Genomic DNA, 14,281 nt, shown 5'->3' with positions numbered 1-14,281 from the left:
CCCCTCCGTCCGACAGGAATCAACAAGTGACACATATCCATACGCGTAGCGGCGCACAGAACGTCGGCCTGCTGAGCGTGGCGGCCTATCGCCCGGGTCGCGTCGTCACCAACGACGAAATCTGTGAAACCATCGATTCGTCGGACGAATGGATCTACTCCAGGACCGGAATCAAGAATCGCCGGTTCGCCGGCCCTGACGAGTCCGCGGTCACGATGGCGTGCGAGGCCGGTCGTCGTGCCTGCGCGGCGGCGGAGCTGACCGGCTCCGACATCGACACGGTCATCGTCGCCACCAGCACCAACTTCCGCAACACCCCACCGTGCGGACCGCAGGTGGCCACAGAGATTGGCGCACAGGGCATTCCAGCCTTCGACATCGCCGCGGGCTGCGCCGGATTCGGCTACTCACTGGGCGTGGCCGCCGATATGATCCGGGCAGGCAGTGCGGGCCGCATCCTCGTGGTGGGCTCAGAGAAGCTGTCCGATGCCGTCGACATGACCGACCGCAGCAACGCCTTCATCTTCGCCGACGGTGCCGCCGCGGTGGTGGTCGGGCCGACCGAAGAGCAAGGCATCGGGCCAAGCGTCGCCGGCAGCGACGGCGAGCAGTCCAGCGCCATCGTGCAGGACCTCAGCTGGATCGACTACACTGAGAACCCTTCTGGCCCAAGGCCTTTCCTACGCATGGAAGGCCAGACCGTCTTCCGCTGGGCGGCGTTCCAGATGGTTGACGTCGGCAAGCGCGCCATTGCGGCCGCCGGCCTGACGGTCGACGACATCGAGGTGTTCATCCCCCATCAGGCCAACGGCCGGATCAACGAGTTGCTCACCAAGGGGCTGGGTCTCAAGCCGGAAACTGTTGTCGCCCAAGATATTCAGGATGCCGGCAACACGTCGGCCGCCTCGATTCCGCTGGCGATGTACACCCTGCTGGACACCGGCGAGGCCAAACCCGGCAGTCTGGCGCTGCTCCTGGGCTACGGCGCGGGCCTGGCCTACGCCGCCCAGGTGATCCGGCTGCCGGGATAGCGGCTCAGCCGGCCACGTCAGCCAGCTTGCGCTTCTCCTCGTAGAACCGCGCCCGCTCGTCGAGCATCCCGAGGAACCCGATCAGTTGTTCGCGCGCCCGCTCACCGACCGGCCCGAAATCGCTGCGGTCGAAGATGTTCCAGAAGCGCAGCACCGGAACCAGCACGTCGTCATGATGGATGCGCAGGTCGTAGATGCCGGCCTTGGCGATGGTGAGCGCATTCTTCGCGAAGTCGGTCATGCCCTGGCCCGGCATCGCGAAGTTGATGACCTCGTCACGGATGGCGACCATCGCGTCGTCCGGGGCGATGTCCAGCGCCGCGGCCATCAGGTTGCGGTAGAAGACCATGTGCAGGTTCTCGTCGGCCGCGATGCGCGCCAGGAGCTGGTCCGCCAGCGGGCAGCCCGACGCCTTGCCGGTGTTGCGGTGCGAGACACGGGTGGCCAGTTCCTGGAATGACACATAGGCGAGCACCGACAGCGCGCTGCGGTCTCCCGCGTCGTAGCCGGCGACGGTGTGCTCCATTCGGAGCCGTTCCAGCGCAACAGGATCAACGCCGCGGGTGACGACGAGGTAGTCGCGCAGCGCGATGCTGTGGCGCCCCTCCTCAGCTGTCCACTGCCCGATCCAGGTGCCCCACGCGCCGTCACGCGAGAAGCGGGTGGCGATCTCACGGTGATACGACGGCAGGTTGTCCTCGGTCAGGAGGTTGACGGTCAGAGCCGTCTTCGCAACCGGGTCCAGCGGCGAGTCCTCCGGCTGCCAGTCCTCGCCGCCGAGGAACGCGAAATCACGCCCGCGACTCCACGGGACGTAGTCGTGCGGGAACCATTCCCGCGACATCGACAAATGCCGGTCGAGGTTCTGCGCGACGACGGGCTCCAGTTCGTGCAGCACAGCGGCCTGGGTATCCATGGGTCAATCCCTCCAACGGTCGGTCACACGTTCACAACCTACGGTACCGTAACCTACGGAACCGTAGGTTAGCGTTGAGTGGCCGAATAGTGACAGCCTTCATGGCGCTCCAGGGCCCACCCGGCGGCGTTGCGAGACTCGACCACCAATCTCTGAAAAACCTTGGTCACTTTGTTTGCGCTGGTCACAGTAGGTGACTAGCGGCACATTCGTCACGGCGACTTGTCGGTGGTTCGAACTAATGTTCGAAGTATGGGATTGACCGATCCGGACCTCGTCGAAGAGGTCTACACCGACCTCGACGCCGCGGTGGCCCGGGTCGCTGCCCTCGATTACACCGAACTCGGGGTGCCGGAACTGCTGGAATTACAGTCCCACCGCGAACGATTGCGGTGTGCCGCCGAGGCCGTGGATCACCGCATCCTCGCCGCCCTGACCACCCAAACCACCCCGAAAGAGATCGGGGCGAAAAACTGGGCCGACGTGCTGCGGATTCGCTTGCGCATCTCCGCCACGGAAGCCCGGCGCCGGGTCCGCGACATGGAGAACCTGGGCCCACGGTCAGGGCTCACCGGGGAAGCGTTGCCACCACGATGGGAGTCCGCCGCAGCCGCGCAGGCCGCCGGAGCGATCAACACCGAGCACATCGCGGTGATCGGCAACTTCATCGCGAATCTGCCCACCCGGGTCGACCTCACCACCCAAACCCAGTGCGAACAGACACTGACCGCCGGAGCCCGACACCAAACCCCCGAAGAACTCCGGGCCGCAGCCCACCAGCTGCGGTACCTGCTCGACCAAGACGGGCCACTACCCGATGACGCCGAACGCGCCCGCAAACGCAGCGTCCGCATCGGCAAACAGCAACCCGACGGCATGTCCAAAGTCGACGGCTGGCTCGACCCCCAAGCCCGCGCCACCCTCGAAGCCGTCCACGCCAAACTCGGCGCCCCGGCATGTGCAACCCGCCGACCCACCCGTGCCAGTCCGGCACACCCAGCCAAGCCCAGATCGACAACGACACCCGCAGCACCGAACAACGCAACCACGACGCCCTCGCCGCCACGGGCCGCATCACCCTCCGCACCGACCTCGGCGACCACAACGGCCTGCCCGTCACCATCGTGGTCACCACCACCCTGACCGAACTCCAACAGGGAACGGGGACCGCCCTCACCCACACCGGCACCAAACTCCCCATCCCGGACCTGATCCGGATGGCCAGCCACGGCGCCCACCACTACCTCGCGGTCTTCGACCAGCACACCAACATCCCGCTCTATTTGGGCCGGGCCCGGCGCACCGCCTCCGCGGGGCAACGCATCATGCTGTTCGCGCGTGATCGGGGCTGCACCCGCCCGGGCTGCACCGCCCCCGCCTCCCGCTGCCAAGCCCACCACGTCGACACCGACTGGTCCGACGGTGGCCCCACCGACATCACCAACCTCGCCCTCGCCTGCGGCTGCGACAACCGCGCCGCCCACACCGGCGGCTGGACCACCACCATGAACAACGGCCGCCCCCACTGGACCCCACCACCACTACTCGACACCGGCCAACCCCGCACCAACCACTACCACCACCCCACCCTCTACCCAGCGGAAGAGGAAGGGGGTAGCGCTGATGACGAAAATGACAGTCCCACAAACTGATACGGCGCCCAACCGCGCTCCGCGACAAGGCGCACCACCGCGGCGCCGATTACGGCGCCGCGTGGATCGCTGGGCCAACATCGTCAGCCCGCCCACGCCTGGCTGCGAGCTAGAGATCGAGCACGATGTCGGCGTTCACCGCCCGGGAGACGCACAGCATCATGAAATTGTTCTCAGCCCGCTCCTCGTCGGTGAGAAAGCTGTCACGGTGGTCGACGTCACCGGACAGCACCCGCGTCTGACAGGTCCCGCACAAACCGCTGTGGCACATGGAATCCACCCGGACCCCCGCATCGAGGAGCGCCTCCAGGACAGACTGATCGCACGGCACCCGGATCGTTCGGCCCGTACGACGCAGCACGACGTCGAACGCCGCCACTAGCCGACGGCCTGGTGCGGCACCGGGCAGCCGGCAGTGACGGTCCCGTCATGATGGTCATAGGGGGTGCCGCGAATTCCCTTGCGGGCGGCCAGAAATCGGAAGACTGCCAACAACGAGCCCCACAGCGCGAGGTCGCTTTCGCGAGCTGCCGCACGTGCGGTCGCCCCGGGGACGCGGTCGAGTAGGCGCCGGAATCCCACATTCACGTTGACGAGCACCTTCGAGACTCCCACCCACGGCGTGAGTTCAGCCCCGGCCAAACTCGTGCCGCGCACCATCGCGTGGGCGAGATCTTCACCGCCGTAGTAGGCCAGCAGCCCGAGAACCGGAGTAGCCAAGGCGCGCTTGACTTTTCCTGCCACGGCCTGGCCGTCGATCGCCGCCGACACCATGGTGTCGGTCCACTCCGACGGACCACCGGCATACGCCACGATGAAATCCATGGCTTCGAGAGCTTCGGCGGTATCCCTGGGAATCAGTTCCTCCGCGACCCCGAAGACATGGGCGATGTACCCCCAGTACATCAGCGCCGCATCGAGATCCGCACGGCTGCGCGTACGTCCGTGCCCATGGTCGATCAGCAGGGGTTGCAGCCCGAAGCTGATCGCCGCGTTCATCATCATGGCGTTGGAGATCGGATTGCCGTGGCGGGCGAACTGCTCGTCGCCCCAGGTTCGGCGCAGCCCGGCACGCACCTGCGAATGCATCAGCCGCACGCGCACAGTGTCTTTGAACGGTTCGGCCCACCGGTCGAGCGCGCCCGGGTACGTCATGTTGCGGAACCACGCCAGGGTCTCCAGGTTCCGCCGGTAGAAATCGCTGACGAAACGTCCGGTCTGCCCGGTGGCGTAGGCGACCTCGTCGCCGACGAAGGTGCCGAAAGTATCACCGGCGAACATGCCGACCTTGCCCGCCAGGGACGCGTCGATCCACAACTGCCGACCGGCTTCCCACAGCTGCGGGTCGTACCAGACCGGCGGGTTGTCCAGCTGGTCGAACAACGCGACCAACTCAGCGGGTGCGTTCGGCACCGAATCGATGCCGTGGTCGAGCGCCAGGTCCAGCATGGCGCGGCCCTCGGCCATGCCCATCGCTCGGAACCCGGCGACAACGGCGTCCATCAGCTCATCGCCCTGCCACAAATGGTCGACGAACAGGTCGGTCCACGCGGTGGGTCGCGGTACTTCATGGAATTCGATCCATGGCGTGAACAGCTGCCGGCGGGTGTGGGTCCACATCGGTTCGAACCGCAGGCGCGGCGGCGCGGGCCGCAGCGCCACGCCAGGCCGCCAGTAGTAGTCGTAGGGATGAGTTCCGGCCGAGACCTGGGTTGTCGTCGCACTTTCCTTGGGAGAAGCCATGTTCAGAGCGTGACACGAGCTTTTACTCGCATACAATTCGCGTTGTGAGTGCCTCATGAGCAGCCCGATCGCGCATCCACGCCGCAGCCCGCGGCAAGAACGCTCGCGTTTGATGGTGGCTCGCATCCTCGATGCCGGACGCACAGTGCTCATCAAGCACGGGTACGACGGCACCACCACCAACCTCATCGCCAAATCGGCTGACATCAGCCCTGGCTCGCTCTACCAGTACTTTCCGAACAAAGACGTCATCATCGCGGCCATCGTCGACGACTACACCGACCAGATCGCCCGCACGGTCACCACACACCTGGTCGAGCACGTCGGCAAGCCCGCCGAACTGGGCACCATGCGCCAGACGCTCGCCGTGCTGCTCGACGCGATGAGCGAGCAGCCCGAACTGCTGCGCGCGATGATCGAGCACACGCCCCGCCTCGGCCTGGGCAACAAGATCGTCGACTTCGAGCAACGTGTCGGCGAACTCGCGCTCGCGCACCTGCAACTAAGGGACCAACGCCCCGAACACCCGAACACGGTCGTGTGGATCGCCGTCCGTGCGGTCGAGCACCTTGCCATCCGGTACGTGCTCGACCAACCACCCATCGACCACGACGAATTTCTCGACGAGCTCACCGCGCTCTTCGGGCGATACGTCAGCCTCTGAGTGCAGAGGTCCGAAAGGCGCTCGGGGAAACTCGTCAGCCCCGCAGCGCGGAGACGAAGATCGCCGGCAGTTTGGCCCAGCTCGGTTTGCCGGTGAACGCGGTGAGGAGCCGGCCGGTGGTGGCGGCCGTCCGGTTGTTGACGAACCACGGCGGCTTCGGCGAGATGGACAGTTCGCCGCCGATCAGCGAGCGCGGCGACGGGCGAAACGGCCCGCGCACCACCGTGCGCTCGGGCTTCTCGAGCAGGAAACCGTTGTGCACCACGCCAATTCCGCTCTGCACGTCGGCCAATGTGTGCCCGGGGAACGCACCCCAGGTGGCGTGCGGGGTGAGGTAGCCGACGCCGGTCCAGGCGTTCACCGCCACCGTGCCGTAGTGCAGCGACTCGATCATGGCGTCGAAGGCCTTGCCGAGAGCCCTGATGGTGGCGGGCGCCGCGACGATGTTGACACCCAGGGTGCCGACGAAGTCCTCGTTGGCCAGGCGAGTGGCCTCGCGGACGAACTCGACACCGTCGCTGTCCAGGTCGATGACGCCGTACACCGGCGAGAAGTACTCGGTGTTGAGCAATGCGGTGCGATCTTCGGGATCCACCACCAGCACGCGGTCGCCGAGCCGTTGGGCCTGCGGGTAGGTCGCCTCGGCACTGGCCACCCGGGAATCGGAGCCCGGGTAGTAGGCCGCACGGTTGGGCGCCGCGGCAATCGCCTTGGTCAGGGCTGCGACGAACTCGTCGCGCTGCGCCCATTTCGACGACAGCACGACGACCTGCGACGCCACGCAGTTGTAGCCGTTGTTGTGCAGCCGCTGGGTCGCGATGTGGTTGGCCTGGAACTCGATGTCGGCGCGGCTCCACTTGCCGGGCACGACGATGGTCGGTGACACCCCACCGAGCTCGCTGGTGATGTCCTTGTGCAGGATCGGGTCGTTCGCGGCCTTGCGCTTGGCACCCTCTTCACCGACGCCCCACACGATCGCGTCATGGGTCAGCGCGCTGCCGGTCATGTGCACATGGTCCACCGCGTCGTGCTGCACCAGATAGGTGCCGACGTCCGCGCCACCGGTGAGGATCCGCACCGCGCCGAGCGCGATGAACGGCGCCAGCACCTTGGTCAGCACCGGCAGGAGCGGATCGGTGACCGGATTGAGCTTGAGCGCCACCACCCTGTTGTTGGCGATCAGCTCGTACACGGTGTCCAACGGGGCGATCGACGTGATGTTGCCGGCGCCGAGCACGACGCCGATCCCGTTGGTCTTGCCCGGATCCCGCTGCGCCAGACCAGCGGTTCGCAGCGCCTCGTCGCGGCTGACACCCGGCTGCAACCAGACCTCGGCACTGAACCCGGACAGCAACAGCCTGTCGAAGATGTTGAGCGGCAACACGTTTACTGTGGTGCGGCCCGCCGCGGTGCCGAAGGTGGCGCCGTCCAGCGGGCTCTTGCCAGCCTCCAACTTGGCCAGGCTCGCCGACAGCGCGGCGACCCCGGCGGCCAGCGGATAGGGGCCGGAAATCCACTCCTCACCGACCAGCGGCGATTCGGGATTGAGTTGCTTGATCCGGACCGCGGCTTCCACCCACTCGGCGCCGTACTGTACCGCCAACTGTTGCACGTCGTCGAGAATCTGCCGTCGGCGCGCCAGAGGGGTTGCGGCCCAGGCTTTCTCACCTTCGGCGAGCTCGCCGAGCGCCTGGTCCACCAGTGCCACGTACGCAGTGTCCGTCATATAGAAAATTCTCCCGGTGGTGACGTCGGTTTGGGTGGGAATCAGCCGGCGTGTGCTTCGAATTCGAGCAGAGCGTCGCTGTGGTTGTGCTCGTACGGCTCGGGCCCCTGCCCTACCGCCCGCTTCGCGACGAGCGCCTGGTACTGCTCGAACGGCGTGGTCCGGCCGAACTTCGCGCGGGCCTCGGCCGGGGTGTAGGTGACCGGGTTCTGCGCCGGGATCTTCATCAGCGTCGGACCGACGATCGGCGTGGTGTGCGGGGTGGTGAAGTCCAGGATCGCGAGCTCGAGGCGCGGGATGCTCGAGACCACCCGCAAGAACGGCCGCGCGATCAGCTTGGCGACGACGTCGTCGGAGTAGTTCTGCGGGATACCGCCGAGGGTGCGCATCCACTTCGGCATGGTGGCGATGATGGCGCGGCGCATCGGCCAGTTGAACACGCGCCGCATCCAACTCGGGACCCGCTCGGGCAGGATGTGATACCCCAGGTCGACGAGGTAGTTCATCATGTTCTGCGCCACCTCGGAGCCGGCCATCTGCGGCCGGTACTGCTCGAAGTACTGCTGGATGCCCTCACGCGTGCGCGGCACGTCGTCCGGGTTGATGGTCTGGAATTCGGCGGCGCGCGCGCATTCCTCCCAGTACTGCAGTTCCTCGGCCTCGGTCAGCTTGCCCGGACCGAACATCTCGTAGGTGTAGAGGATCGAGTGCCACGCCGTCAGGTGGATCCACAGCTGCGAATACGGGTCGTTCGCGTCGAACTGCTTGCCGGTGATCGGCTCGGTGCCGATGGCCTTGCCGTGAATCTTGACCAGGATCTCGGAGGCGTCCAGCACAGACTCTGCATCGCCGAAGGCGACCAGCGCGAAGTACTGCATGGTGCGGTCATAGCGCAGCCGGGTACGGGCGTACACCTGGCCACTGGCGTCCACGGCGGCCGCGAGGAAGGGGTCGAGGTGCTCGATGGTCACGGCGCGGGCGAAGCCCAGCAGCAGCGACGTCGGGTAGCTCCACACCCGCCAGGTGACGGAGTCGGGTCCGAAGAACCCATAGTCGACCGCGGGCGTCAGCAACGCGTCAGCGACGGGCAGTCCGGCGACGCGGCGAAATGTGGATACGGCGTCCATTGTCGTTCCCCTTTGAACAGGAAGGCATCACCCTCTGGCGCGATCGTTAGATGGTACGTCACGTACCACTAGATAGCTAGACTCCGACCGATTGGCTGCATCAGGTCACTCCCGGCCAGGTACATGAGGTAAACAAGGAGCCATGGCGAGTGCCACCACCGGTCGCTGGGCCGGCCAACGCGAGCGCAGGCGCGCTGAATTCATCGACGCTGCCCTCGTGGTGATCGAGCAACACGGGCCCCAGACCTCGACCGAACAGATCGCCGCGCACGTCGGCGTCAGCCGCACCAAGCTGTACCGGCACTTCGTCGACGCCGCAGACCTGCAACGCGCGGTCGCACACCGGACCAGCCAGATGATCACCGCCGAACTCGCACCGGTGTGGCGGCCCGAAGGCAGCATGGCGCAGATCGTCAATGCAGGCGTGAGCGCGCACGTCCACTTTCTGACCCAACACCCGAATCTGTACCGCTACCTGCAGCGATGCTCGATCGATGAGGGCTTCAACGCCTTCGCCGACATCAAGATCACCATCGCCAACCTGCTCACCACGGTCCTGAAGCTGTACGTGGCGGCATTCGATGTGGTGGCCGACGCCGAGCGGTTGTCCTACAGCATCGTCGGCCTGGTCGAAACCGCCGCCGGGCACTGGCTCGAACAGCCACTGCGCGATACCCAGGACGCGCTGGTCGCCGACCTGACCCGCTGGATCTGGTTGATGCTCGACGACTCACTGCGCGCCGGTGGCATCTACGTCGCGGCGGACGAGATCCTGCCGCCGGCTGCGGAGATCGCCGAGAACGCCGATCGCTACCGGGATCCGGCGCGGCTACAGGCGCTGAATCTCTAGACGCTCAGGTCGCGTCAGGATCGAACTGTGTCGGCCCCGGCTGCGGCGGCGGCGCCGTAGCCCCCGGTGTGAACGGAACGCCGTTGACCTCGGGCGTGGTCAGAGGCTTCGTCTGATCCGGGGTCGCAGCGTCGAAAGCTCCGGTGATGAACGAATCGTCGCCGTCCAGCAGATGCTTGGTGAGCGCCGCCCGCGGCGTCATACCGCGCAGCTTCTGCAGTTCACTGAGGGGTTGACGCAGATCCTCGAACTCCGGCCCGAGGTCCTGGCGCAGCTGGCCGGTCGCGTTGCTGAGGTATTCGCGCACCTGCTTGAGGCTGCCGGCCGTCCACCGGATGGCGCCGGGCAGCCGCTCCGGGCCGAGGATCACCAGGCCCGCGATGACCAGCACGAGCATCTCGCCCCATCCGATGTTGCCGAACATCAGCTGGCCGGGGTGTCTGCGTTGGGAACGACGGTGAGCGTCATGTGCCGGCCGTCACGGATCACCTCGATGGGTGCCGGCTGACCGATCTGCAACTGCCGTACCGCGACCACGAACTCGTCGGCGTCGGCGACCTTGCGGTTACCGACCTTGACGACGACGTCGTTCTCCAGGATGCCGCCCTTGTCGGCGGGACTACCGCCGACGACGTTGACGACCTGGGCGCCCGAGGCAACCTTGTCGCTGGCCGACTTGGCGTTCAGGCCCAGCGTCGGGTGGAAGATCTTGCCGTCCTTGATCAGCACCTCGACGGTGGCCTTGACCTCGTTCACCGGGATGGCGAAGCCGAGACCACTGGCGCTGTCGGACAACGACTTTCCAGCCGTGTTGATCCCGATGACCTCGGAATTCATGTTGATGAGCGGACCACCGGAGTTGCCGTGGTTGATCGAGGCGTCGGTCTGCACACCGTCGATGACGGTGTCCGTGTCGGAACCTTCACCAGACAGCGGCACCGGACGGTGCAGCGCGCTGATGATGCCGTGCGTGACGGTGCTGCGCAGGCCCAGCGGGGCGCCGGCCGCGATGACCTCGTCACCGACCTTCAGTTTCTCGGAGTCACCGAACTTTGCGACGGTGAGGTTGTCGACGTTGTCGACCTTCAGCACCGCCAGGTCGGTCTTGGGGTCACGACCGACGAGGTTCGCCGGCACCTGCTTGCCGTCGTTGAACACCACCGAGATGTGGTACTTACCGGGGTCCTTCGCCGCGTCGGAGATGACGTGGTTATTGGTGACGACGTAGCCGCGGCCGTCGACCACCACACCGGAGCCCTGCGATCCGTCGGTGTCCCCCATAGCTTCGATGGTGACCACCGAATCCGCCACGGCGGCAGCCACTTTCGCAAACCGGCCGGCAGGCAGGTCACCGTTGTCGCTGGTCTTCAAGGTGACTTTGGAGGTGGTGAAGGCCTCCACCACCTCGGCGGTCTTGCGGCCGACGACGCCACCGACGAGGCCGATCACCAATGCCAGCAGGGCCAGCACCGCAAGTGCGGTCATGGAGACCCTGCGGCCGAACAGCACGTCGCGCACGCCGAGCTTGCGGACGGGAGCGGCGACCGTCACCGGCGGCGGCGGGGGCAGTGCCGGAGTTCCGAGCGACGGCGCGGCCGACGGATCCCGCCACGGGTCCGCGACGGCGTCGTCGTCATTCGCGCCTTCGGCCTCCAGCGCACCGGCGTCGGCCGGGTGCCGCTGCAGGGAGTCGGCGACACCACCCGGCCGCCCGAAGGCTTCGGCGAGCACGGGATCGGGCGCCTGATTGGTCGGGGTGTACTCACCCTGGTTCCGGATCTGGTCCTCGGCGAGGAACGAACCGGTGAAGCCGTCGGGCCTGCCGAACGCGCGCTGCGACGCCGGGTCCACCGGGGTGCGCGTCACCGGACGCGGTGCCAGACGGGGGCGATCGCCGGACATGTCCTGATTGGTCACCGGTGTTCCACTCCCCATCTGCTGGCTCTATCCGTGCTGCCCGTGTGGACGGGCGTGACGGTTACTCAAAAGTTGAAACTCAAGCCTACCGGCGGCGACGACGTTCCCGCGGCGGCCGGTCGGCAAATTCCTGGTCTTCGGTTCCGGACGCCTGAACGTCCGCGAACTGCACCGATGTGTCATGCGGAATGTTCGCCAATGCGCCCAGCAACGAAGTCGGCGCGATGATCGGGCACGAATCGCGCAACGCGCTGCGGGCCTGCCCTTGGGCGTCGACCTCGGCGGCACAATCCGGGCACTGCGACAGGTGATGGGCGGCGCGCAGGTGCGCTCCCATCTGCAACTCACCGTCGACGAAAGCGGCGATGGCCTCGATGGCCAGGTGCTCCGTGGACCCGAAGCGGCGCGGGCCGACGGGCCCGTCGCTCTGGGAGGCGAACTGGGCGGGCAGCCAGGAGAACGCACGCCGGAACAACTGTCCCCGGTCCACCATTGCCGAGCTCCTCTCCGCGCCACGCCTCCGTCCGCGCTGCCGTTACTACTGAATGTAGCGCGACAACCTGGGACGGATACGTCACACGCTCAGGCGGACCTGGCGGAGATCGCCGCGGCCGCCTCGGAGTAGTCACCGGGGTGGCTGGCCAGGTACTCCCGCAGCGCCTGCCGGCCGCGGTGAATCCGACTGCGCACGGTGCCCAGCTTGACGTCGAGCGTCGCGCCGATCTCCTCGTACGACAGGCCTTCGATGTCGCACAGCACCACGGCGGCGCGGAACTCCGGGGGCAGCGAATCGAGCGCAGCCTGCAGATCCGGTCCGAGCCGCGAGTCGTGGTACACCTGCTCGGGGTTCGGATCGTCGGCGGGCACCCGGTCGTAGTCCTCGGGCAGCGCCTCCATGCGGATACGGGTGCGGCGACGGACCATGTCCAGGAACAGGTTGGTGGTGATGCGGTGCAGCCAGCCTTCGAACGTGCCGGGCTGGTAGTTCCGCACCGAACGGAACACCCGGATGAAGGTCTCCTGGGTGAGGTCTTCGGCGTCCTGCGGGTTACCCGACAAGCGGTAGGCCAGGCGGTACACCCGGTCGGCGTGCTGGCGCACCAGCTCGTCCCATGACGGCATGGTCGCCACATCGCCGGTGGCGTCGAAGACCGCGGTGCCCGTCAGCTCGTCGCTGACTTCCGCCCAGTCCAACTCGGCCTCGGCGGCCGGGACGTGGGACATGTGGGTCGGGGCAAGCATCGTGGGGGCCGGCCCACTTGCCGTAGTGGCGGTCGTGGCAATCTCCAGTTCGGTGGGTTCCTCGTCGTAGGTACACAACGTATCGACAGCAACGGGTACCTGGAGTCCGATATTCCCGATGCCGCGAATATCCGGCGACTGCCGGAGGCCCGAATCGGTTCGCAGATCATTCACACTCGCGTGCATGGCGATTACGGTTCCCCACCCTGGTGAGGTTGATGTATGAGCAAACTGAACTTTTCCTGAGAAACCGGATTCCCGGGCCATGACCTGCGAATACCCGATCAATGTTCGCCAAAACTTAACCTTGCGTCCCGGGCGTGGCGCGTCGTCGCCCGGGGTCGGCCCTCAGCCTCCCGGTAGACCTTCAGAGGAGCCTCCAGATCGACCAGGAGTCGGCTCCCGGTGTTGAGCGTGTGCTGAGTGGCGGCCAGCTGGCTGTTCGTTACGCTGCGGACATGTCCAGCACCGATGACCCGACGGTTTCGGCCGGTAGCGGCCAGCCCGCGCCGGCCCAACAGGCTCCGGCCGCCCCGACTCCGGCGCCGACCCAGCCTGCCGGCGCTGCACCGGCGGCCGCTGCCAAGCCCAGCCCGGCCGAGGCCATCGTCAAGCACGCCGAGCGGTCCATCACCGAGGAACCGATCACCGCGGCGGCCCGGGAACGGGCAGAGGAGAGCGGGGCCAATCCGATCACTCCGGCCGTCGGCGCGCTGCTGAGTGTGCTCGCCAAGATCGCATCGGCCAAGGCCGTGGTCGAGGTCGGGACCGGCGCCGGCGTGAGTGGGCTGTGGCTGCTGTCCGGCATGCGCGACGACGGCGTGCTGACCACCATCGACATCGAGCCCGAGCACCAGCGGCTGGCCAAGCAGGCGTTCATCGCGGCGGGCGTCGGACCGTCGCGGACCCGGCTGATCGTGGGCCGCGCCCAGGAAGTCCTGACCCGGCTGGCCGACGAGTCGTACGACCTGGTGTTCATCGACGGCGAACCCGTCGACCAGCCGCAATTCGTCGCCGAGGGCGTCCGCCTGCTTCGGCCGGGTGGCGTCATCGTCATCCACCGGGCGGCGCTCGGCGGTCGCGCCGGTGACGCCGCCGCCAACGACCGCGACGTGACCGCGGTACGCGAGGCCACCCGCGCCATCGCCGAGGACGAGCGACTGACCCCGGTCCTGGTGCCGCTCGGCGACGGGCTGCTGGCCGCGGTACGCGACTAGACCCTGGTCGGTACGCCCGCCGCGGGAATCAGTGGCCAGGCGCATCGACCCTGAACTCAGGGCGCAAAAGCCCGAGTAACCGAGACCCTCACCGCAGGATCAACGGCGTGCGCATCTGACGCCATCGTGTGCCGCCCAATCTTTACGCCCCTTTGACGCAACAGATCCTTGACGCCCGACTGAACGCATGTTTAGC

Annotated in this window: 14 protein-coding genes and 1 pseudogene; 6 read left to right on the top strand and 9 right to left on the bottom strand. The window is 66.8% G+C overall.

The features are described from left to right. Positions 1-26: 26 nt before the first annotated feature. Positions 27-1,031, top strand: coding sequence for a beta-ketoacyl-ACP synthase III (locus tag G6N59_RS22290; protein WP_138229022.1), 1,005 nt, complete (start codon positions 27-29; stop codon positions 1,029-1,031). Between the two features lie 4 nt (positions 1,032-1,035). Here the strand turns inward: G6N59_RS22290 and G6N59_RS22285 are convergent, their stop codons facing one another. Further along, complete coding sequence (locus G6N59_RS22285) at positions 1,036-1,947, bottom strand: acyl-ACP desaturase (protein ID WP_138229021.1); 912 nt, start codon at positions 1,945-1,947, stop codon at positions 1,036-1,038. Between the two features lie 252 nt (positions 1,948-2,199). Between G6N59_RS22285 and G6N59_RS31925 the strand changes: the two are divergent. Beyond that, positions 2,200-3,230, top strand: a pseudogene (locus G6N59_RS31925) (DUF222 domain-containing protein); the annotation flags it as partial. A gap of 42 nt (positions 3,231-3,272) precedes the next feature. Continuing rightward, entirely contained in the window at positions 3,273-3,599 is a 327-nt protein-coding gene (locus G6N59_RS31920) for an HNH endonuclease signature motif containing protein (protein ID WP_407665907.1), read from the top strand. 109 nt (positions 3,600-3,708) lie between these two features. On the opposite strand, the gene G6N59_RS22275 is transcribed toward G6N59_RS31920, so the two are convergent. Both G6N59_RS22275 and G6N59_RS22270 read right to left on the bottom strand, forming a co-directional pair. Beyond that, complete coding sequence (locus G6N59_RS22275; protein WP_163911589.1) at positions 3,709-3,978, bottom strand: 2Fe-2S iron-sulfur cluster-binding protein; 270 nt, start codon at positions 3,976-3,978, stop codon at positions 3,709-3,711. Then, the gene (locus tag G6N59_RS22270; protein ID WP_138229010.1) at positions 3,978-5,342 is read right to left on the bottom strand and encodes an oxygenase MpaB family protein; all 1,365 of its coding nucleotides are present in this window, start codon (positions 5,340-5,342) and stop codon (positions 3,978-3,980) included. The genes G6N59_RS22275 and G6N59_RS22270 overlap by 1 nt, the downstream gene beginning before the upstream one ends. Positions 5,343-5,397: 55 nt before the next feature. Here G6N59_RS22270 and G6N59_RS22265 point away from each other — a divergent pair, with 55 nt between their 5' ends. Continuing rightward, positions 5,398-6,006, top strand: coding sequence for a TetR/AcrR family transcriptional regulator (locus G6N59_RS22265; RefSeq protein ID WP_234884095.1), 609 nt, complete (start codon positions 5,398-5,400; stop codon positions 6,004-6,006). A gap of 34 nt (positions 6,007-6,040) precedes the next feature. Here the strand turns inward: G6N59_RS22265 and G6N59_RS22260 are convergent, their stop codons facing one another. Together G6N59_RS22260 and G6N59_RS22255 are read right to left on the bottom strand one after the other, a co-directional pair. Next, positions 6,041-7,732, bottom strand: coding sequence for an aldehyde dehydrogenase family protein (locus G6N59_RS22260; RefSeq protein ID WP_138229009.1), 1,692 nt, complete (start codon positions 7,730-7,732; stop codon positions 6,041-6,043). 41 nt (positions 7,733-7,773) lie between these two features. Next, the gene (locus tag G6N59_RS22255; RefSeq protein WP_138229008.1) at positions 7,774-8,859 is read right to left on the bottom strand and encodes an oxygenase MpaB family protein; all 1,086 of its coding nucleotides are present in this window, start codon (positions 8,857-8,859) and stop codon (positions 7,774-7,776) included. Positions 8,860-9,001: 142 nt separating this feature from the next. Here G6N59_RS22255 and G6N59_RS22250 point away from each other — a divergent pair, with 142 nt between their 5' ends. Further along, the gene (locus tag G6N59_RS22250; protein WP_138229007.1) at positions 9,002-9,709 is read left to right on the top strand and encodes a TetR/AcrR family transcriptional regulator; all 708 of its coding nucleotides are present in this window, start codon (positions 9,002-9,004) and stop codon (positions 9,707-9,709) included. A gap of 4 nt (positions 9,710-9,713) precedes the next feature. On the opposite strand, the gene tatB is transcribed toward G6N59_RS22250, so the two are convergent. The 4 genes from tatB to sigE form a co-directional block, all read right to left on the bottom strand. Then, positions 9,714-10,133: a Sec-independent protein translocase protein TatB gene (gene tatB / locus G6N59_RS22245; RefSeq protein ID WP_138229006.1), complete on the bottom strand. Its 420-nt coding sequence runs from the start codon at positions 10,131-10,133 to the stop codon at positions 9,714-9,716. Continuing rightward, entirely contained in the window at positions 10,133-11,626 is a 1,494-nt protein-coding gene (htrA, locus tag G6N59_RS22240; protein WP_138229005.1) for a serine protease HtrA, read from the bottom strand. The genes tatB and htrA overlap by 1 nt, the downstream gene beginning before the upstream one ends. Before the next feature lie 85 nt (positions 11,627-11,711). Next, positions 11,712-12,119, bottom strand: coding sequence for an anti-sigma E factor RseA (rseA, locus tag G6N59_RS22235; RefSeq protein ID WP_138229004.1), 408 nt, complete (start codon positions 12,117-12,119; stop codon positions 11,712-11,714). Positions 12,120-12,208: 89 nt separating this feature from the next. Next, positions 12,209-13,054 carry an RNA polymerase sigma factor SigE gene (gene sigE / locus G6N59_RS22230; protein WP_407665778.1) on the bottom strand — a complete coding sequence of 282 codons (846 nt, stop codon included), beginning with the start codon at positions 13,052-13,054 and terminating at the stop codon, positions 12,209-12,211. A 272-nt stretch (positions 13,055-13,326) separates the two neighbouring features. On the opposite strand from sigE, the gene G6N59_RS22225 reads away from it, so the two are divergent. Beyond that, positions 13,327-14,085 (top strand): O-methyltransferase, encoded by a 759-nt coding sequence (locus tag G6N59_RS22225; protein ID WP_138229003.1) that lies wholly within the window; start codon positions 13,327-13,329, stop codon positions 14,083-14,085. The last annotated feature ends 196 nt before the right edge of the window (positions 14,086-14,281 follow it).

It is taken from the genome of Mycolicibacterium aubagnense (assembly GCF_010730955.1).
Classification (GTDB): domain Bacteria; phylum Actinomycetota; class Actinomycetes; order Mycobacteriales; family Mycobacteriaceae; genus Mycobacterium; species Mycobacterium aubagnense.
The sequence above is the reverse complement of the archived record's forward strand: the minus strand, read 5'-3'. Positions and strand labels throughout refer to the sequence as shown.

Coding starts and splice junctions, on each gene's coding strand:
- G6N59_RS31920 (WP_407665907.1), top strand. CDS start 3,273: ATGCTGTTCGCGCGTGATCGGGGCTGCACCCGCCCGGGCTGCACCGCC.
- G6N59_RS22265 (WP_234884095.1), top strand. CDS start 5,398: ATGAGCAGCCCGATCGCGCATCCACGCCGCAGCCCGCGGCAAGAACGC.
- G6N59_RS22270 (WP_138229010.1), bottom strand. CDS start 5,342: ATGGCTTCTCCCAAGGAAAGTGCGACGACAACCCAGGTCTCGGCCGGA.
- sigE (WP_407665778.1), bottom strand. CDS start 13,054: ATGCACGCGAGTGTGAATGATCTGCGAACCGATTCGGGCCTCCGGCAG.
- G6N59_RS22250 (WP_138229007.1), top strand. CDS start 9,002: ATGGCGAGTGCCACCACCGGTCGCTGGGCCGGCCAACGCGAGCGCAGG.
- tatB (WP_138229006.1), bottom strand. CDS start 10,133: ATGTTCGGCAACATCGGATGGGGCGAGATGCTCGTGCTGGTCATCGCG.
- rseA (WP_138229004.1), bottom strand. CDS start 12,119: ATGGTGGACCGGGGACAGTTGTTCCGGCGTGCGTTCTCCTGGCTGCCC.
- G6N59_RS22260 (WP_138229009.1), bottom strand. CDS start 7,732: ATGACGGACACTGCGTACGTGGCACTGGTGGACCAGGCGCTCGGCGAG.
- G6N59_RS22255 (WP_138229008.1), bottom strand. CDS start 8,859: ATGGACGCCGTATCCACATTTCGCCGCGTCGCCGGACTGCCCGTCGCT.
- G6N59_RS22225 (WP_138229003.1), top strand. CDS start 13,327: ATGTCCAGCACCGATGACCCGACGGTTTCGGCCGGTAGCGGCCAGCCC.
- G6N59_RS22285 (WP_138229021.1), bottom strand. CDS start 1,947: ATGGATACCCAGGCCGCTGTGCTGCACGAACTGGAGCCCGTCGTCGCG.